19 protein-coding genes and 1 pseudogene are annotated in these 18,120 nt (G+C 63.9%); 9 read left to right on the top strand and 11 right to left on the bottom strand.

Annotated features, from left to right (window positions below; genetic code table 11):
- Positions 1-915, top strand: a 915-nt coding sequence (glnA, locus tag ACLP4W_RS17880; RefSeq protein ID WP_442388154.1) for a type I glutamate--ammonia ligase, incomplete at its 5' end; no start/stop codon positions are given.
- 57 nt (positions 916-972) lie between these two features.
- Here the strand turns inward: glnA and ACLP4W_RS17875 are convergent.
- The 4 genes from ACLP4W_RS17875 to ACLP4W_RS17860 form a co-directional block, all read right to left on the bottom strand.
- Entirely contained in the window at positions 973-1,566 is a 594-nt protein-coding gene (locus ACLP4W_RS17875) for a hypothetical protein (RefSeq protein ID WP_442388152.1), read from the bottom strand.
- Complete coding sequence (locus ACLP4W_RS17870; protein WP_442388150.1) at positions 1,563-1,928, bottom strand: tyrosine-type recombinase/integrase; 366 nt, start codon at positions 1,926-1,928, stop codon at positions 1,563-1,565. Before ACLP4W_RS17870 ends, ACLP4W_RS17875 begins: the two co-directional genes overlap by 4 nt.
- A gap of 44 nt (positions 1,929-1,972) precedes the next feature.
- Entirely contained in the window at positions 1,973-2,647 is a 675-nt protein-coding gene (locus ACLP4W_RS17865; protein WP_442388148.1) for a methyltransferase family protein, read from the bottom strand.
- An 831-nt stretch (positions 2,648-3,478) separates the two neighbouring features.
- Positions 3,479-3,718, bottom strand: a complete 240-nt coding sequence (locus tag ACLP4W_RS17860) for a PE family protein (RefSeq protein ID WP_442388147.1) — start codon at positions 3,716-3,718, stop codon at positions 3,479-3,481.
- A gap of 183 nt (positions 3,719-3,901) precedes the next feature.
- Between ACLP4W_RS17860 and ACLP4W_RS17855 the strand changes: the two genes are divergently transcribed.
- Positions 3,902-4,228: a helix-turn-helix domain-containing protein gene (locus ACLP4W_RS17855; RefSeq protein ID WP_442388145.1), complete on the top strand. Its 327-nt coding sequence runs from the start codon at positions 3,902-3,904 to the stop codon at positions 4,226-4,228.
- A gap of 86 nt (positions 4,229-4,314) precedes the next feature.
- Here the strand turns inward: ACLP4W_RS17855 and ACLP4W_RS17850 are convergent, their stop codons facing one another.
- Positions 4,315-4,584, bottom strand: coding sequence for a hypothetical protein (locus tag ACLP4W_RS17850; protein WP_442388143.1), 270 nt, complete (start codon positions 4,582-4,584; stop codon positions 4,315-4,317).
- A gap of 465 nt (positions 4,585-5,049) precedes the next feature.
- On the opposite strand from ACLP4W_RS17850, the pseudogene ACLP4W_RS17845 reads away from it, so the two are divergent.
- Positions 5,050-6,163 (top strand): annotated as a pseudogene (locus tag ACLP4W_RS17845) (IS3 family transposase).
- A gap of 547 nt (positions 6,164-6,710) precedes the next feature.
- Here the strand turns inward: ACLP4W_RS17845 and ACLP4W_RS17840 are convergent.
- The gene (locus ACLP4W_RS17840) at positions 6,711-7,334 is read right to left on the bottom strand and encodes a TetR/AcrR family transcriptional regulator (protein WP_442388141.1); all 624 of its coding nucleotides are present in this window, start codon (positions 7,332-7,334) and stop codon (positions 6,711-6,713) included.
- 49 nt (positions 7,335-7,383) lie between these two features.
- On the opposite strand from ACLP4W_RS17840, the gene ACLP4W_RS17835 reads away from it, so the two are divergent.
- From ACLP4W_RS17835 to ACLP4W_RS17825, 3 genes are all read left to right on the top strand, one after another.
- Positions 7,384-8,748 (top strand): cytochrome P450, encoded by a 1,365-nt coding sequence (locus tag ACLP4W_RS17835; RefSeq protein WP_442388139.1) that lies wholly within the window; start codon positions 7,384-7,386, stop codon positions 8,746-8,748.
- Between the two features lie 223 nt (positions 8,749-8,971).
- Positions 8,972-9,304 carry a DUF732 domain-containing protein gene (locus ACLP4W_RS17830; RefSeq protein WP_442388138.1) on the top strand — a complete coding sequence of 111 codons (333 nt, stop codon included), beginning with the start codon at positions 8,972-8,974 and terminating at the stop codon, positions 9,302-9,304.
- 304 nt (positions 9,305-9,608) lie between these two features.
- Positions 9,609-10,469 (top strand): phytanoyl-CoA dioxygenase family protein, encoded by an 861-nt coding sequence (locus tag ACLP4W_RS17825; protein WP_442388136.1) that lies wholly within the window; start codon positions 9,609-9,611, stop codon positions 10,467-10,469.
- On the opposite strand, the gene ACLP4W_RS17820 is transcribed toward ACLP4W_RS17825, so the two are convergent.
- The 3 genes from ACLP4W_RS17820 to ACLP4W_RS17810 are packed head-to-tail and all read right to left on the bottom strand — an operon-like array spanning position 10,464 to position 12,936.
- Positions 10,464-10,796, bottom strand: coding sequence for a hypothetical protein (locus ACLP4W_RS17820; RefSeq protein ID WP_442388156.1), 333 nt, complete (start codon positions 10,794-10,796; stop codon positions 10,464-10,466). The genes ACLP4W_RS17825 and ACLP4W_RS17820 overlap by 6 nt on opposite strands.
- A gap of 58 nt (positions 10,797-10,854) precedes the next feature.
- On the bottom strand, positions 10,855-12,624 hold the full coding sequence (locus ACLP4W_RS17815) for a glycohydrolase toxin TNT-related protein (protein WP_442388135.1): 1,770 nt from the start codon (positions 12,622-12,624) through the stop codon (positions 10,855-10,857).
- A 9-nt stretch (positions 12,625-12,633) separates the two neighbouring features.
- Positions 12,634-12,936, bottom strand: coding sequence for an RNA 2'-phosphotransferase (locus ACLP4W_RS17810; RefSeq protein ID WP_442388133.1), 303 nt, complete (start codon positions 12,934-12,936; stop codon positions 12,634-12,636).
- Positions 12,937-13,474: 538 nt separating this feature from the next.
- Between ACLP4W_RS17810 and ACLP4W_RS17805 the strand changes: the two genes are divergently transcribed.
- From ACLP4W_RS17805 to ACLP4W_RS17795, 3 genes are all read left to right on the top strand, one after another.
- Positions 13,475-14,431: a hypothetical protein gene (locus ACLP4W_RS17805; protein WP_442388160.1), complete on the top strand. Its 957-nt coding sequence runs from the start codon at positions 13,475-13,477 to the stop codon at positions 14,429-14,431.
- 89 nt (positions 14,432-14,520) lie between these two features.
- Positions 14,521-15,444: a hypothetical protein gene (locus ACLP4W_RS17800; protein WP_442388158.1), complete on the top strand. Its 924-nt coding sequence runs from the start codon at positions 14,521-14,523 to the stop codon at positions 15,442-15,444.
- The gene (locus tag ACLP4W_RS17795) at positions 15,441-16,628 is read left to right on the top strand and encodes a PrsW family intramembrane metalloprotease (RefSeq protein ID WP_442388131.1); all 1,188 of its coding nucleotides are present in this window, start codon (positions 15,441-15,443) and stop codon (positions 16,626-16,628) included. Before ACLP4W_RS17800 ends, ACLP4W_RS17795 begins: the two co-directional genes overlap by 4 nt.
- A 44-nt stretch (positions 16,629-16,672) precedes the next feature.
- Here ACLP4W_RS17795 and ACLP4W_RS17790 read toward each other — a convergent pair whose 3' ends face one another.
- Positions 16,673-16,969 carry a DUF4189 domain-containing protein gene (locus ACLP4W_RS17790; RefSeq protein WP_442388129.1) on the bottom strand — a complete coding sequence of 99 codons (297 nt, stop codon included), beginning with the start codon at positions 16,967-16,969 and terminating at the stop codon, positions 16,673-16,675.
- A 469-nt stretch (positions 16,970-17,438) separates the two neighbouring features.
- Positions 17,439-18,120: DUF7586 domain-containing protein (locus ACLP4W_RS17785; RefSeq protein WP_442388127.1), on the bottom strand; the 682-nt coding region annotated here is incomplete at its 5' end.

Here is an 18,120-nt window from a genome sequence, read left to right as displayed (position 1 = left end):
AACCTCGGCTACAAGGTCCGCCCCAAGGGCGGGTACTTCCCGGTAGCCCCCACCGACCACTACGTCGACCTGCGCGACGAGATGCTCACCCACCTGACCAACGCCGGGTTTGCCCTGGAGAAGGGCCACCACGAGGTGGGCGGCGGCGGCCAGGCCGAAATCAACTACAAGTTCAACACTTTGCTGCACGCGGCTGACGACCATCAGATGTACAAGTACATCGTCAAGCAAACCGCGTGGCAGGCCGGCAAGACCGTGACGTTCATGCCCAAGCCTCTGTTCGGCGACAACGGCTCCGGTATGCACTGCCACCAGTCGCTGTGGAAGGACGGCATCCCGCTGATGTTCGACGAGGAGGGGTACGCGGGTCTGTCGGACACCGCCCGCCACTACATCGGCGGTTTGCTGTACCACGCGCCTTCGTTGCTGGCCTTCACCAACCCCACGGTCAACTCCTACAAGCGCCTTGTTCCCGGCTATGAGGCCCCGATCAACCTGGTCTACAGCCAGCGCAACCGCTCGGCGTGCGTGCGTATCCCGATCACCGGCAGAAACCCGAACGCCAAGCGGCTGGAGTTCCGTTGCCCCGACTCGTCGGGCAACCCGTACCTTTCGTTCTCTGCCATGCTGATGGCCGGGCTGGACGGCATCAAGAACAAGATCGAGCCGCCTCCGCCCATCGACAAGGACCTCTACGAGCTGCCGCCAGAAGAGGCCGCGGAAATCCCGCAGGCTCCTACCCAGCTGTCCGCTGTGATCGACCGTCTGGAGGAAGACAGCGAATACCTCACCGAGGGAGGCGTGTTCACGCCTGACCTGATCGAGACGTGGATCAACTACAAGCGCAACTACGAGATTGCGCCGGTCAACCTCAGGCCGACCCCGTACGAGTTCGCGCTCTACTACGACGTATAAACCAGCTAACCATGCTGACCTGCGGTGATGCGTTCACGGCAGCCCGCCAGTCCGCAGTCAGTCCGCAGCAGATTCCGGGTCGCTCAACTGGTCGAGTTCGTCGGCGGCATCGATCAACGCTTGGCCAAGTCGGCGGGCACCATCGGCATCCAATTCGGCCTCGTCCAGGGAGACGCAGTAAGTGCAATCCCCAGGGACGAAATCGGGCTCGTCGTCACTGGTCAGCGGAACCACGAGGATGCTTCGGTCGGCGGTGCCGTCGCTGTACTGCTGACCAATGATCACTAGATCCACATCGACACTCGCCGTGGTCGGGGGATATTCGTCGTCGGGAAGTTCGGGGACCTCAGCGTTGCCTACGCCGATATCAAGAACGTGGCGTTTGGTGCCTTCAAAGGTCATCACCAGCCTGCCGTTTTGGACGTCGCCGAAGGCGGGAAGTTCCGCGTCGGGGGGCGGGTCGATGTCCATGACGTTCTTGATCATGTTGCTTTCCGCATCGTGCCGGGCACAGTCCAGCAGCCAGAATGCGTCGGCGCTCTCGCCGGTTTTCTCCCGGACTTCGCGCTCCGCTTTCTCGTAGAAGGCGATCTGTTCGGGGGTGAGTTGGTCGGCAAGGTCCCGCCAGGTGCGGGCGTCGTCGGCGGTCATGCGCGATTCTCCATCCTCTGCTTGATGACCGCACCGATAGCGGCGCGGGTGGGCTCGTCGGCATCGGGCCACAGGTGCCCGTAGGTGTCCAGGGTGGTGCTGGCGGTGGCGTGCCGCAGCCGCGCTTGCACGGTCTTGATGTCGGCGCCCGACGCAATCAACAGACTCGCGAGGTAGTGCCTCAGATCATGGAAGCTGAACCCCTCCGGCAGTCCGTCGACAGCGCCCTTAACGGCGCGCATCGCCCGCTCGATAGCCCAGGGCGGACAGGGCTTGCCGTGACCATTGGTGACCATGTACTCGGTGCCGAAACGCTGCACCGACGCCGACAACAGCAGCGTCAACTCGCGCGGGATCGGCACCCCCGTCGCACGCGCATGCTTTGCGGTGCAGAGGGTTCAGGAGATCACCACACATGGGGCACCAACCGGTAGTGCACATCCCGCATGTATTCGCCGTATCCGTCCAGCTCCTGCACGAGCGCCTTTTCCTCGTCGAGGATGCGGAAGGCGAGTCCGATGGGGACTGGAAGGAGCGCGACAAGCGCCCAGTAGGAGTCGAGCGCGAGGGGAATGCCGACCAACATCACTATCCCTCCGCTGTACATCGGGTGCCGCACAAGTCCGTACAGACCGGTGGACACCACTGTCTGACCCGCCTCGACCGTGATGGTGGCTGCCGCATAGCTGTTCTGAATGACGACCAGCATGGCGATCCCGAGTCCGAGCGCCACGAGAACATCACCGCTCAAGGAGACCGCCGCCGGCACGTGCGACCAGCCGAACCGATGGTCCAGGGCGCTGAAGACCAGCAGCGCTGTGAACACCACGTACACCCCGGCCGTGACGACCTTCTGCACCGGTCTGGTTTCGGCCGTCGGGCCCCAGCGCATGCGCCGCCGAAGCACATCGGGATTCTTCACGCCCAGGTAGACGGTGGAGATCAACGAAAGCGCGGCGAACACCGCGATGAAAACCCATGCCTGCCAGTAATCGAAGGTGCCCGCCGGCCAGAAGACGAGCAGCCCGAAGACCACAAGCCCGATAAGCGATGTTGCCGCCATTTGAAGAACGGTTTTCATGATTCCTCCATTCTCTGCCGCCGCTGCTGTTCGCGGGCGATCCGCCGCTGCTGCAAACATACGAGGATCCACGGTGGGGCCGTTCGTGTCTTAGCGTTGCTCTGGCGGCGATTACGGTACTGCCGGGCGATGGCCGGGATCTGCGTCCGGTCGTCTGGTTGGGCGGTCGCGCAGTCACGCCGGGTTGGGTGGCCGCCAGCGCACCTGTCGAGGTAAAGAGGGTGGCTTGGGGGGCGCGACCAGGGAAAACGGCCCAATCGCCAGCAAACACCGGCCGCCGATCACCACACCCGACCGGACACGGGCGCAACCGCCAGCAAACCCGCCAAGTCAACCTCTGGAAAATTTTCCGAAGTTAGCTGCCCTTCCCCTCGCATGCCGCTTACCAGTACAAATGCACGTAGCCACGGATAGCCGGGTCGGATGTTCAGCTGTCGCCAACGGACAAGTCCGTGCCGGATTGGTCCTCCCCCTCCGAAGTAGACGCGAAAACGCGCGATTCGCGCAAACTTAAGCCGTTGACCAGCGAAAATGCACGGTTTGGGACGGCTGTGGGACACGCGACAGCCCTACTGATAAGCCCTCAAGCTTGGATTCAGAACGTCACCCCGAGATGCAAGAGCAGCAAGAGCGGCAAGGCTAACTCCAACTGACCTGTGATAAGGAAGAGCAGCAAGACTAACGCTTCGTCGAAAGTTACGTTCACTGGTAGCAGTGACAGGTTCTGCGCCCCGGCGTTAGCGCTGGCATGCGATCCTGTACTCGCATTCAATGACCGCAATGACGAGGTGTTGGCGGCCTCAGTGCTGGCATACGAGCGGGCACTCGCATTCAAGTGTTGGATGACTGCTCATGAAACGCGGCCGCCTGCCCGGCTAGCGCCTGATAGTCCTCGGCATGCTGGGAGAACAGGTGCGCGATACTCGCTGACACCTCATCGGCGGCCGCGGGCACCAACGCAAAGGTCGGGGCTGCCGCCGCTGTGTGGGCCGCGCTCAGTGACGAATCAATAGTCGCCAAATCCGCTGCCGCCGCCGCCAACATCTCTGGTGCTGCGGTTACATACGACATCGCTGCCTCCACGCCTGGCCACCATCAGACCATCAGATATGGTAACCAGCGCGTTACATACTAATAGAGACCGCGAATAACCAATAACAAACTCAATAGTTTCATAGGAATCTCACAACGTGGGTAGCGGCGAGATGGGGACGAAGCGTGCTTCGCCGCTTGGGGCGGGATGCATTCGGCGTAATGACTGCCACCACTGCGGCGTTTGGTCCCGGCGGTGTCATGCTGGCGTTCATGGATGACACGACGGCCGGGAAGATTCTGGCGCTGCACCGGGAGGGCCGGTCGGTGCGCGCGATTGCCGCGGAGCTGGGTTTGTCCCGCTCGGCGGTGCATCGGGTGACGTCCGAGGACGCCGACCGCCTCTACATGGCGAAGCTGGTCGATGAGGTGTTTTTGGAGGACGGGCGGCTGAACAAGGACTCGCGTTTGTACAAGCTGACGTTCGTGGTCGACGAGGACCGGCTGGCGATGTTGGAGACACGAATCTTCGTCGAGAAGCTTCTGTAACAACGACGATGACGACGGTCTGGACTGGTGACAGCAACCCGCCCCGAGCTGGAAGTGGTCGCGCGGGGCGGGTTTTGGGGGGTGGATCAGCGCGGCTTGCGTTTCCGCAACCTACGGGCCCCGTCCTCGAACAACCACGGCGCGCCAGACTGTAAGAGCATGTCGATCCGGTGCTGAATCAGCTCGTCACTCAGCTCGGGGAGCCCAGACAACTCGCGGATGCGATTGGGCGAGACCTCCCACAGCGCTATCGCGCACGCCTCCGTCACCGCCCGCCTGATGGCCGGACCCTCCGGTCGGGGCCGCTGGCTCGGCGGTCGGGGTTTGACGGTGGTTGGCGGGATCGGCGCGGTCATGGTGGCTCTACCTTCTCCGGCTGGCCGGGATCACCATAAGGGACGTTGGACCCCAAAAGTCCTTTGCTTCTGGGAGCCATGTGGAGCTGCCCGGCACCGCCAGTCCGCAGTCAGTCCGCAGCACAATTGGCAGCAGCTCGCACAGCTCGCACAGCTTGAAGCCTTGACCAGCGTGTTTCTCGCACCGCTCGCACAGCTAACACAGCTATAGGCCCAGTTCGGAGTACGCGCTCTACTACGACGTCTGAGCCGGCGAACGCTCCTGACCAGCGTGTAAGCACCGGAATCGGGCTCCGAATACCACGACGTGAAAAAGGCAGGATCGAGAGAATGATCTAACTGCTGCCGAGTCAGCGTCAGCGGACTTGCACGAACGTAGTCGACATGGCCTGACCCCGTTTGGTTGATCCAGATCGAGTGAGAGTCTTGCTGCCCAAGGATGCGGGCAGGAAAGGCTCGATGACGATGACGACGAGGAAGAGACACAATCCGGAGCAGGTCGTGCGCAAGCTGGCGACCGCGGATCGGATGCTGGGTGAAGGCAAGGACATTGCGGACGTCTGCCGCGAGCTCGGGGTGTCGGAGCAGACGTACTACCGCTGGCGTAACCAGTTCGGCGGGCTGATGGCCGACGACGCGAAACGTCTGAAGGAACTGAGCGGGAGAACTCCACGCTCAAGCGTCTGCTGGCCGATGCGGAATTGGAGAAGGCCGCGTTGAAGGAGATCGCCAAGGGAAACTTCTAAGCCCGGAACGCCGGCGGGCAGCCGTTCACCGCCTCATCACCGCGATGGGTGTGTCGGAGCGGTTTGCCTGCCGGGTGACCGGGCAGAACCGAACCACCCAGCGCCATCAGCGAGCCGCAGCGACCCCGGCCGACCCCGATGCCAGGCTGCGGAGCTAGCTTCGCCAGTACGCGAAAGACCATCCACGCCGGGGGTTTCGCCCCGCATACCACGACGCCCGTGCCGAGGGCTGGATGGTGAACCACAAGAAGATCCAGCGGCTGTGGCGCGACGAGGGCCTGCGCGTGCCGCAACGCCGACGGCGCAAACGCCTGGGCACCTCCACCGCGCTGGCGCTGCCGACCGCGTATGCGCCAAACAGGGTGTGGGCGGTGGACTTCCAGTTCGACGCCACCACCGACGGCCGCCCGATCAAGATTGTGTCCGTCATCGATGAGCACACCCGTGAATGCCTGGGCGGTCTGGTCGACCGCTCGATCACCGCCGAGGTGCTCATCGACGAACTCGACCGCCTCGCTTCCAGCCGCGGCTATCCCAGCGTGCTGCGCTGCGACAACGGCCCCGAATTGGCTTGTGACGCGATGGCCGACTGGGCCAGCGAACGCGTCGACCTGGCCTTCATTCCGCCCGGCCAGCCCTGGCGCAATGGATACATCGAGTCGTTCAACGCCCGCGTCCGCGACGAATGCCTCAACATCAACATCTTCTGGTCCCTGATCCACGCGCGGGTCGTGATCGCCGACTGGAAGCAGGAATACAACCACCACCGGCGGCACTCCGCCCTGGGCTACCAGGCCCCGGCCAGCTACGCCGCCGTCTGCACCCACCGTTGAAACGACTCTCACACCTGGACCCGTTTGGGGGTCCCGTCCGTCCGCGTCGGGCCGGAATCACTGCTGCCGTAACGCATTCGGTACCACCGATTGCGACGTAACACGTTGTGTCGCAATGGGAGCGCGGTGACGCCGACGACGCCGATGGTCTTGACGCCTGTTTCGTTGCTTTCTGGCGCCCCAGCTCCAACCCTCATGGCGCACGAATGCGCGACCAGATGGAGACGGGCCGGGTTGGGGCCACTTCTGACGGCCGAAGCCAGCCGAACTTGAGGTGTCCAAACGAGCGACATTCGGAGGTGACCGTTGCCGAGTCGCGTTTGGTCAAAGGGGGTTTGGTCGACGTTCAACAACTGGCACCGCCCGCCCAGTGGACGTTCGCAACGAACTGGCCAGGCACTTCGATTACCGGCGACATACACCGTACAACTGTGCACGCTGCTGCGGCTGCCGGCACGGGTCGCTGCGGCATCACCGGCTGCGGTGGAACGTCTTGCCGCGCGTTTGGGGATTCCGGTGGAGGCGCTGGAGGGGCGGCGGGGCTGGATCACCCGTCGCGAGGCTCGAGCATCGGCAGCAGCACGTTGCGCACGAGCGCCACGATCGTCTCGTCGTCGTCGAGCGTGATTGTTCCCTCACGTGTGAGGAGGAGCGAGATCGCGAGCCGCGCGAGCACCTCTGCGGCCTGGTCGACGTCGGCTGGCGCAGCACGTCCGGCGCGCACTTCGGTGCGCAGCCGCTGACCGATCAACTCGCGGTACAGCGCAAGCGCCACCGTGCCGTCGATGGTGAGCAGCGGCAGCAGCAACTCAGGTTCGCTGCGCAGCAGGCGGTCGAACAGCGCGTGCCCGCGGACGAAGTTCACGGCGAACGAGAAGCCGAGCACGACCCGCTGCTCGAGGGTCTGCTCACGCTCCCAGACACGGTCGAGCTCGGCCATGCCGCGACGGATCTCGCGTGCGATCACGACCCCGACGAGCCCTTGCTTGCTCTGAAAGCGCCTGAACACGGTCATCTTCGAGACGCCGGCTCGGCGCGCGACATCGTCGATCGTCGCGCGGCGGATCCCGTACTCGGCGAACATCTCGAACGCCGCCGCCGCGACGCGGTCGACGGTCGCGTCCTCGCCCGGCGCCGGGCCTTGGTCGAGCTGCGCGATTGACAGCGCCATTGACTGCATGTTTTGATGTTATCAAATGACGCACTCGATAACACAACAGATGGTTGACCTGCCGCGGCTGCGTACTCCGGCGCTCCTCAACGCAGCCGAGTACTGGCTGGCGCCCGAGCGCTTCGCCCGGCGCTGCGAGTCGCTCGGCGACCGCTTTCTCGTGGCGATGCCCGCATCGCGGCCGTGGCTGTGCCTCACCCACCCCGACGACATCAAGCGCGTGTTCAGCGCCGACACCGGCGTGCTGCGCCTCGGCGCCGCGCTTGCAAAGAATTCGCCGCATCCGCTCGTCCTCGGCCCGACCGGGCTGACGAACGTCGACGGTGACGAGCACATGCGCAGTCGCAAGATGCAGCTGCCGCCGTTCCGCGCCCGGGCGCTTGCCGAGTACGAGAACGTCATGGAGCGCAAGACCGAAGACGTGCTTGCGCGCTGGCCGTACGGACGGCCGACCCGTGCCGACTCCCATATGCAGGCGATCTCGCTGGAGGTGATCATCGCCGTGGTCTTCGGCGTCACCGACCCCGACCGCGTCGAGCGCCTGCGCGCGGCAACACTGGCGCTGATGCGCGTGGGCAACTCGCGGCGGTTCTTCGTGCAGACGATGATCGTCACCGCCCGCAACAAGGGCTGGGACGGTCCTTTCCCGCGCATCCGCGCCGCGATGGCCGCGGTCGACGCGATCGTGCTCGAAGAGGCCGCCGAGCGGCGCCACCGCGGTGACCTCGACCAGGACGACGTCCTCGGGATGTTCCTGCGCGCCCACGACGCGAACAGCAAACCGATGCCCGACAGCGAGCTCTGTGACGCGATGCGCACACTGCTGCTAGGCGGACACGAGACCACGGCCTCCACGCTCGCGTGGATCCTCGAGCGCGTCACCCGCCACCCCGACGAGCTCGCGCGCCTCGAGGCGGCGGCCCTCGCCGGCGACGACGACTACATCGACGCCGTTATCAAGGAGGCGATGCGTCTGCGCCCGGTGTTCCCGATCACTGGGCGGCTCGCCGCCGAGGACTTCGCGTTGGGTGATCTCACGATCCCCGCCGGCACCCTCATCATTCCGCACATCACCCTGGTGCACCGCCGCCCCGACCTATATCCCGACCCGCTCACGTTCCGCCCGCAGCGCTTCCTCGACAGCCGCGCCGGGACCTACACGTGGATCCCGTTCGGCGGCGGAGCAAGACGCTGCATCGGCGCCGCGTTCTCGCTCGTCGAAATGCGGATCGTGCTGCGCACAATGCTCCGCCACGCGCGGCTGCTCCCGACGAACCGGCGCGCCGAACGCGTCGCACGACACACGGTCACGATCGCCCCCGCCCGCGGCGCGACCGTCACGCTCAAACGGCGGCCACCCTTCGCGCACCTTGACGAGCCCGGCACCACGCACCTACACGCACCGGTCGTTTAGCCGGATTCACCCTTCAGCCTTCGCAAAACACGCGCTGCCGACCAAAGTGCGAAACAGGCTGGCCTCGGCCGCCGTCAATTTGGCGGATGTTCGGTGGATCCGGCCTGGGCCGTAGAGCCACCAGCTCCGGCCAGCTACGCTGCCGTCTGTACCCACCGATGGACCACTCTCACTAACCGTGGATCAGTTGTCGGGGTCCGGCCAGACACTGAGGAGTCAACGAATGAAGAACACCGCACGATTGACCGGTCCTCTCGCTGCCGTTCTGGGCGGTATCGCAGTCATCACCGCCCCGATCGCGAATGCCGACTCAGCGGATGACGTTTTCCTGCAAACGCTCAAGGACAAAGGCATCACCTGGCCAAGTGGCTCGGACCAAACGATGATCCAAATCGGGCATGCGACTTGTGGGGACTTTTCTAAAGGGTTCCCGTTTGAGCAAACCCTCGCCGATGCGAAATCGGCGCTCGTGCAGTTAGCCGACACCTCTATCGCCAAGATCATGGGTGTGGCGACGGGGGCATACTGCCCGCAATATCAGAACAAGTTCGATTGATGCCCCCGGAACGCGAGAACCTTTCCCGCGTAAAGACTTTGGCTCAAACACGTTGCGAGATGGTGCGATCGCATTGGACTTGGGCGGCTGCAAGCGAGTGAACACCACCCATTTCTCTTCATCAGGGCCTGGCCAGTACACGCGATGGCGTCACATGGTGGCCACCGCGTCCAACGCGTTTCGGCTGTGGGTTGAGTCGAACTCAGCCTAGTGTGGGCAGGGGAAGATAATCCCACGAGCCGTCGCTACGTAGGGCTGGCTGCTCGACGTCGTCGGCGTGGCAGCGGGATAAGGACGAATACCAATGAACATCGACGACGAGTCCCTCACAACGCTGGAGGACCTCAGGGGCGATCTGGCGCATCGGTACAAGCGGACATTGGGCAGCGGAAGCTCGGTCGACAGCGCGATCGTCGAGGCCGACTTGGCGGCTCTCGACCGCGACGGTTACATCATTTGGGAGAACCTGATCAGCCCCGAGCAGTGCCGGCAAATCCGTGAGGTCGTACTCCCTTGGCTTGGGCACACCGGACGCAACTCTTTCGAGGGCCGGCGCACCCAGCGCATCTATAGCCTGCTGAGCAGGACGCGCGCTTGCGACCGGCTTGTCGACAATCCCCGGGTGCTCGCGGTGCTGGATCGGTTACTGATGCCCAACTATCTGCTTTCGGCGTTGCAGGCCATCAACATTCAGCCCGGAGAGACCGCACAACTGACTCACCATGACGACGGGTTCTACCCGATTCCGCGTCCGCGGGCACCGCTGGCGGCTGCGACGATCTGGGCGATCGACGACTTCACCGCCGACAATGGCGCCACGGTGGTCATACCCGGTAGCCACCGCTGGGGCAAGCGGCGGCCGAGCCCAGACGATCACGCGCTACCTGTCGTTATGCCCGCCGGCTCGTGCGTCTTCTTCGTGGGCACCCTTTGGCATGGCGGAGGCGCCAACAACACCACCCGCGAGCGTCTTGCCGTCACCGCCCAATACTGCCAACCGTGGCTGCGACCGATGGAGGCCTTCACCTTGTCGGTGTCGCGGGAAGTCGCTCGGACACTCTCCGATGACATCCGCCGCATGCTCGGCTACAGCATCCACCCGCCGTTCATCGGCGCGGTCGACGGTCTCCACCCGCAACGGCTATTAGATACGGACCAGTCATAGCGCTTCGCCAATGTCGGGAAGCAAGGAAATGTCTTCTGGCTGGCCATTACGGAAAACAGTGGCGAGTTCACGCACCCGCCTTTTCGCCCAGCCAATATCGAATTGACTCAATACCTGATACTCGTACTTGAAGCGTTCTGCTCGGTCTCCCACCAGTTTGGCTGCTTCACGAGTGACAACGCCTTCGCAGTACCAGTAGAGAATGTCATCGAGGCTTCCCACTCGGTCGAAGCCCGGTTTTCCTCGCTCATAGAAAGTGAAGTGATATGAGCCGTCGTCGGCAACATAGATATTGAGGCCATCGTTTGTTCGGAACCCGACGGGCATGGGACGAACCCCAAGTTTTTCCGACAACCGACCTATCTCAGTTTGAAGTTCCGCAGATTTATCTTCCAAGTCGCGGTCCATATTCATCAAGGATTCCCCTGTCTACCAGTTCTTTTACGCTCACTTTCACGCCATCTGGACCCAAAATCATGTATTGAAGGGCACCAGGCGACGGCGTCTGGCCATACCACGGTTGCACTGGTCCTTTTACGAGTTGCCAGCCCGGAGGCAACGGCTTTCCGGTCACAAGGTATCGGTTGTAATCCCCCCCGACCGATTCTGGCGCTAACGATCGATCTGCGAAAGGAGTGCCATCGGGTGCAAGATAGCGGCCGTACTCGGACCCGAACCGGTCGATGATGGCACCCTCGGGCAACTGGGCGGGCTGGGGGACAAAGCCTGGCGGAAAGCCATCATTCGAAGGCCAATTGCGCGATTCCGGGGTGCCAAACCGGGATGCGAAGTCATCCCACGGGATTCCTCCTGTAGGGTCCCAGCCGCGCACAACGGCTAAGGGTGCACCGCCTTCGGTGACGATTTCTGCGGGAAGTCCTGCTTCAACAGCGGCTCCCTCCCCACCGAACAGCAGCCCGGGCAGCGCGAAGGCGCCGTCGGAAGCTTTAGCGCCCAAATAGTAGGCCGGACTAGGTGAGTCCAGCGCGTTTTTGACTTCTCCGATCGCCGCGCCCATCGGGTTCTGGGCCGTCGCAACGGTCCCCCTGAGCATCTGCTGCCATGACTCGAGCACGCCGGGTGCTCCGGGTCCTCCTTGCCCGAGGAGGTTTTCGATCCCCTGTTCGGTTGCACGCCAGCGGTCACCGAATCCCTCGGCGAATCCCGGTGCCGGCGCGCGCTGGGGCTCGGGGGGAACATAGTTGGGCATACCGTTGTCGATCCACTGCTGGGTGCGGCCAACAATGTCGTTGAGGCGCGCCTCGATCTGATCCGGCGGCACACCGTCGCGGATCATCGTTTGGCGGGCCATCGCCTTGAAGCCCTCCACGTCTGCGGGTTTCAACTGAGGCGCCGGGGCGCCAAGACCAACGGGTTGGTGAAGCCGGCTCAGCAGGTCTGGCAGGCTGCCAGGTGGAGGTTGTTGGTCACCAGGGCCAGGCTGCTGATCCTTGCCGGTAGGCAGCAAGAGGTCTTGCAGCGACGGGGGCTTGCCCGCCGGATCAGCCGGAGCCGGCGGGGCACCGCCTGGCCCCGCACCTGCGGGGCCAGCGGGCAACAGCATGTCTTGCCACGTTCGTGGCTTGCCCCCGGGGGCAGGATTCGGCGGGCCTTGCGGCGGTCGGGCACCGCCTGGCGGGGGGCCCACGGCATCCAGCGGGACGTCGCCGACGGTGGCGCCCACAGCGGTGGCCAGCTCGTGGTCGGCGCTGTGGGCATGCACCTTGCAGGCGTTGAGGTCGTCCTGCAACATCTGCTGCTCGGCGGCGAATTCGATTGGATCGCGCCCGATCCACGTGTCGCCAATGTCGATTCGCCAGTCCGGCGTGATGGTCCAACCATTAGCATCAGCGGCCCGTTCGATGGCATCCAGCTCGCGCTTGCACGCGCTCACGTCCGTCTCGGCGCGCGACACCGCCGCCGCCACACGCTTGGATTCCGCGCCGTCCGCTTCGATGTCCCGGCGAATCTTGCCCACGTCAGCGCGAAAAGCGTCCCCCGCTTCACCTTGCCAGTCAGCGAGAACGTTGTGGGCCTGATGCAGGCTGTCGCCCAAGCGCTGCAAGGTATCCGCGCGTCCGCCGGCCGTCTCGAACACCGTGTGGATCGCTTTCAGATCCCAGCGCTTGACGTCAGAAGGAGTCAGCGACCCCACCCGCTACACCTACCCCTGCACCGACCTGAGCGCCCGGGCCGATCCGTCCTCGATCGTGGCATAGTTCACCATCGCCTCGGCCACGTGCGACCCCAACCCGCCGACCTGGAGCTTGTGTTGGTTGTGCCGGGCCTCCCACCGTGCCGCGAGCTCGGCCAACGCCAGCTGCGAGGACCCGACCCAACCCGGCGCGGCCTCCGCTAGCCCGTCCTCATGGCTGATGAAGTCCAAAGCGGCTTCCCCGACCGCATTGAGCACGTGGTTGCTCCCGACATGCAGCGCGACGAGATCGACCTCTGACTCCTCGGCCACGATGACCCCCTTTTCGGTCGCCGGTACTGCGCGGTGAAGCTTAGCCCGTTTGGTCTGACCACGCCCCTCACCTCAGCCGCTCAGACCGCTGGCCGACGAGCTTGGCGACCGGGGAATGCCCCGTTTGTCTGCTTCCGCCCGCTGCCATTCTCGCCTTGCCGACATGGGCGTCGCAGCAACATGCTCCGATTCAATGCCCGACCTTGACCCAAATAGGGGAAACGCCACGTACACCTAATCCCGAATGAACCCGAAAAACACGGGGTTTGACTTTGAGGGGGTACAGTCTGGAAGGCACTCAAGCGTGTCGGCGTGAAGCTACCCTCCCCGGTTGCCGATCGCCGGCGCCCACCACGTGATGATTGAACCTCAGGGGGTTTGGTCCCTTTGGCTTCTTCTGCTACGCCCCTTCCCCTACCACGTGACATAGTGGCAGCTGCCAAAGACCCTCTGACGAGGAGTTTGAAGGTCCAATCATTGAGAGCAAACGAAGGAAATTCGTTATGCCGGTAATGTTTGTAACTCCTTTGGTATAGGAATGGATTTTATGCCACACGAAATAGTCGACCGCTCCGGAACGCGTTCCTACCCGACGGGTGAGGCTAGTCGCGAACACCTCGTTCCCCGTGACGGAACACCACCGTATTACAGAGAGCGTCTAGCGGCAAAGATCAATGGCAAGTCGATCAGGGATATATTCCTATATGAACCCGATACCAAAGAAGTGCCCCTTGTATCGGATATTCCCACGGTGAAGTTCGGCGGCCTGTGGACGACAGGTAATCTTTACAGTGGAGAAGCGGCCGCGACCGCGCAATCGGGCCGGGTTTTTGTCACATTTACGACACACCGGCACCTGCCACTGCGCGTCCAGCTGCTTGATAATCGCCACCGCAGAAGCCCTTATCTGCGCACCGCGCAAAATGGCCGTGCAGTCGTGCAGGCAACTATCAGGCGCACCGGGGTAGAAAAAGTCCGGGCCAGCGGCCACTCGTACGCCGGAATGACGCTGTCTGAAATGGCCGCATACTGCGGTGAACACATCGAGAGCATGGTTTTGCAGGATCCTTCCGGAATAGGGCCTCACGACCTGAGGCTCGGTGATCTCTGGAACAAGGAGCTGAGGGCATCCTCGTCCTTCTTCCGGCGGATCGAACATATGCCCCCACATACGATGAGAAATGTTTTCCGGCATATCACTGACAATCCCGTGCTTTCAATCCGGGAGGTCGTTGGCCTCCGGAATCCGGACCTTCGGCCGCATTTGGACGCGGCGAAAGAAAAGGGGCTAAAGGTTGGGTTGCTGATCCTTGGGCAATCCTCGATCTTTAATGCCCGAGCGAATAGGGCCATCGCCGAATCGGAAGGGCTGTTCCATCTGATTGACGAGGTTCCGGGCGCGTATCACATCGACCCGAACCTGAGGCCTGGCCCAATCGTCGAGGCCCAGAACAGAATGTTCGACGAGTTGAAGAGGCTGGAAGAAGCTGCCTAGAGCCCACTTGCTCGTCGCGTTCCCCTCTTCGTGCGTTTGGATCGGACCCGGGCCGGCTCCGTCGATCCTCGCGACGATTCTCACCGAGGATGCGGATCTCTGTCCCCGGCATCGGCGTGCCCGCGGTGTCGGGGGCGGCGCGCAGGTCCTCGGGCCCGGCAAGGGCGATCACGCCGACCTCGCGAACTGCGGGACGGCGCGTCTTCAACCGCGAAGCCGCGCCGGTCACCGCGCAACAGGCGCCGGTGTCGCCAATGTTCATCTCGGGTCTCCATGCCGTCGTAACTCTCGACCCCGACGCCACTCAGACGTTGCCGCAGCGGGGAGGAGGATTGGGCAGGATGCCAGATCCTGAATCCGACAAGTCCTCGGCGACTTCGGCACCCCGGTTCGAACCCGATGAGCGCTGGGTGCCCGCTGATGCGCGGTTCTTTGGCGTGGATCGGCGGACCATCGCCCCGACGCTGGCAGTATTCGCGCTGGCCGTCGTGATGTCGGTGGTGTTGCCCGTCATCAACGCAACGGCGCCCTACCACGACATTGTCAAGGCCGGCGATGTCATTGAACTCGAAGGCGATGTGACGTTCGTTCCGGAGGCCGGCTGGGGCATCACATCCGGTGTTCGCGCTGGTGACGCGCCATTATCCGGCGAGTATCCCGCGACCGCGACCGTCGAGGACGGGGCCCTGAAATTCAGGGTCCATACCGGACCATTCCACGGCGACGCCAACAAACTGCTCGACCAGATCGAGACCACCTCCGAGGCGCTCAACCGCGGCCGCGGCGTCCACGTGACCGGCGCACGGACGACCATCGTCACCGACCAGGGCCAGCAGGGTGCGACAGTTCGGGTCACCGGACCGCACAGTGGCGGCGTGATCGCCGCCTTCGCGTTCGACGGTCGCGGAGTCGAAGCCGTGGCGACCGGACCGTCGGATCGCGGCTCGGAGTCCACGGCCGCGGTTCTCGGGATGATCCGCAGTATCAGCCGTCCCGGGGAGGAGAAGCGGTGACAACGACGACGCTTGCCGACCTCGATCGCGCCCGCGACATGGCGCTCGACCTCTCCGGCTGGGGCAGGCGGTTCAGCTTCTACCAACCACGCAACTGCGCGTTCTGGGGATATCTGGTGCTGGTCGGGATCGGCATCCTGGTCTTCGCGTCTACACTCTCCCGCGAGTACGACGCCTACGGCCAGGCCATCGGGTTGGCGGTGACGTCATTTGCCATCTACGCCGCGCTGTTCTGGTGGTTCACCCAGTACATCGACCACTACGCCAAACTCCCCCCGAAGCTTTTGGTCGTCGCCTTTCTGTGGGGTGGCTTCGCCGCCACCGGGGCGATGGCGGCTAACGCCAACGACGCGATCCTCGCCTTGTACGCGAAAGTCTTCGGGCAGGTATGGGCGCTGAACTGGGGTGCCGGGCTCACGGCCCCATTCACCGAGGAAACGGCGAAGGGTTCGGGCCTGCTGCTGCTCATCGCGTTGGCGCCCCGGCAGGTACGAACCGCGTTCGATGGGTTCATCCTGGGCGCATTCATAGGCCTGGGATTCCAGATCGTTGAGGACGTCTCCTACGCAATGACGTCGGCTGGCACCCAGTTCGGCGCGAATCAAATTGGGGCGTCGGTAGGCACCATCGTTCTCCGAATGGTCAGCGGGGTCGCCGCGCACATCGTGTACAGCGCGATCTTTTGCGCCGGCCTGGTCTATCTTCTCGGCCGGCCCGCTGAACCACGCAAGGTCGGGCGGGGTTTGCTTCTGGTGGCAATGCCGATGCTGCTGCACGGGACATGGGACTCGCTGGGCTCGGTCGCCAGCGCGAGCACGCTGATGCAGCTGGGACTGCTCGTCGCGGTCATCGTCATAGCGCTCGTCATCGCAGCGCGGGTTTACGAGTTAACCGTTCAGCGGGAGCGCGACTTCGTGCGTGACGTCATGACCCCTGAGCAGGCTCGCAACGTCATCACCGTCGGCGAACTCGATGCGATCGCGGGTAACCGCAAGGCCCGCAAGGCTTACCGCAAGGCCGGCCGCAGCCGTCGGGAGCGTAAACGCGCACGCTACGTTCTCAATGCCGTGTATGGCCTCGCCGACGAACTGGCTGCCGCGCGCGGTGCCGACACCGACCGGGTGCGCTTCGCCCGTGCCGAGGTCAGCAGAATCCGCGCCGGCGTCCCTCCTCCGCCGCGGTGAGTTAGTGGTGACCTCGCCGAGAGCCCTTCTCGATTGTGAGACTCTCAGTCCCAACTGCAATGCCCGCCACCGGGTAGGTTGACGCGGCCGTGGATCTCCATCGCCGCCAACACCTGCGCCGCCTGCACCGTCGGGGCGTAGGCGACGGCGTAATCACTGCCTGCACCAAGGGCAACAGCCATGCAGCTCGTGGTGCTTCCGGCGAGTTGGCAGCCGGTCGGGAACTTCGCGCGGCAGTTCGTCATCGCATATTGCTCGGCTTCGGACTGGGTGTAGGCGTTGGTGTAAAAGAACGCCTGAGTCTTGCTGCTCATCGAGCTGGAGCTCACCGCTCCCGCCATCCATGTGGCGGCGGCGTGTACGGGCGTAGCTAGAGCCAGCGCGCTTGTTAGGACGAGCGGGCCGGCTGCGGCCAGGGGCACGATCCTGCGGGAAGCCGGCTTCCCAGTGTGCGTTGCCATTCGACGGGTCTTTCTTTCGTTGTGGTGTGGCGCCCAGCAATGGTCACGGACAACATGTGCTTCTCCTAACGGGACAGGTCGACCGCAACGGCTGCTGGCGGTTGGGGCACCGTGCCCGCGCCCGGCATCCCGGCGGGGCACTATGAGCAAACCGACAGCTCATGATTTGATCATATTCCATACTGAATGCCTGATCTAGACCCTGAGCCAAACTCAGAGTATTTAGTCGAACCATCGGGAACCGGGAGCTGACGGGAATCGACCCCGCCACTCTCGAGCTCGGCCCGGAGGAGGGCGCGCGATGGAGGGGCCATACGTCCCGCACGCGATGGTGGGTCCGGAGTGACCCTCAGGTGTCGAACTGCTCGCCGAAGGCGATCGGCTCACGCGTGAAGAGGTACGTCGCCCAGTTCAGCTTGGTGACTGTGCTGTCGGCCGCGCGGGTCACCCGCAGCTGCTCACCGCGCCACTGCCCGGAGACCGTGCGGTAGACGTCATCGGAGATCTTCTCGAACGCCGACGGCGGAAGCCTGGCGGCCGCCGGCTCGTCGATGCGTGCCTGGAGCCGGCCCTTCTCCACCACGAACACGAAGGGATGGCCTTCGGAGAACCAGCGACCGAGGATGCCGCGCAGCTCGTCGGGCACCTCGGTGCCGGCCCGCCACGGCTCGTCCTGCAGTGGGTCGTGCTCGACCACGTGGTCGGCCAGCTCGATCGTCAGCGCGTCAGGCGCCGGCGTGAACGTGGCGTTCATCAGCACGATGCCACCCGTGCCCGACTCGCGGTGGGTTAAGACGCCGGTTTTGTAGCCGGGCATCGCGCCGGTGTGGCCTACCCAGGTACGGCCGGTGGCCGAGCGCATGAGGAACAAGCCCAGCCCCATCGCGCCGGTCCAGACCTCGGTGTTGAGCAGGATCTGGGGCTGGCACATCTCCTCCATCGTGTCGGGGGAGAGCAGCTCCGAGGGCGGGTCGGCCACGAACGCCGACCAGCGGGCCAGGTCGGCGGCCGTGCTGGCCAGGCCGCCGCAC

The sequence above is a fragment of the Mycobacterium sp. genome (assembly GCF_052145595.1).
GTDB lineage: Bacteria > Actinomycetota > Actinomycetes > Mycobacteriales > Mycobacteriaceae > Mycobacterium.
Note: the sequence above shows the minus strand (reverse complement) of the source record. Positions and strands in the feature narration are given on the sequence as shown.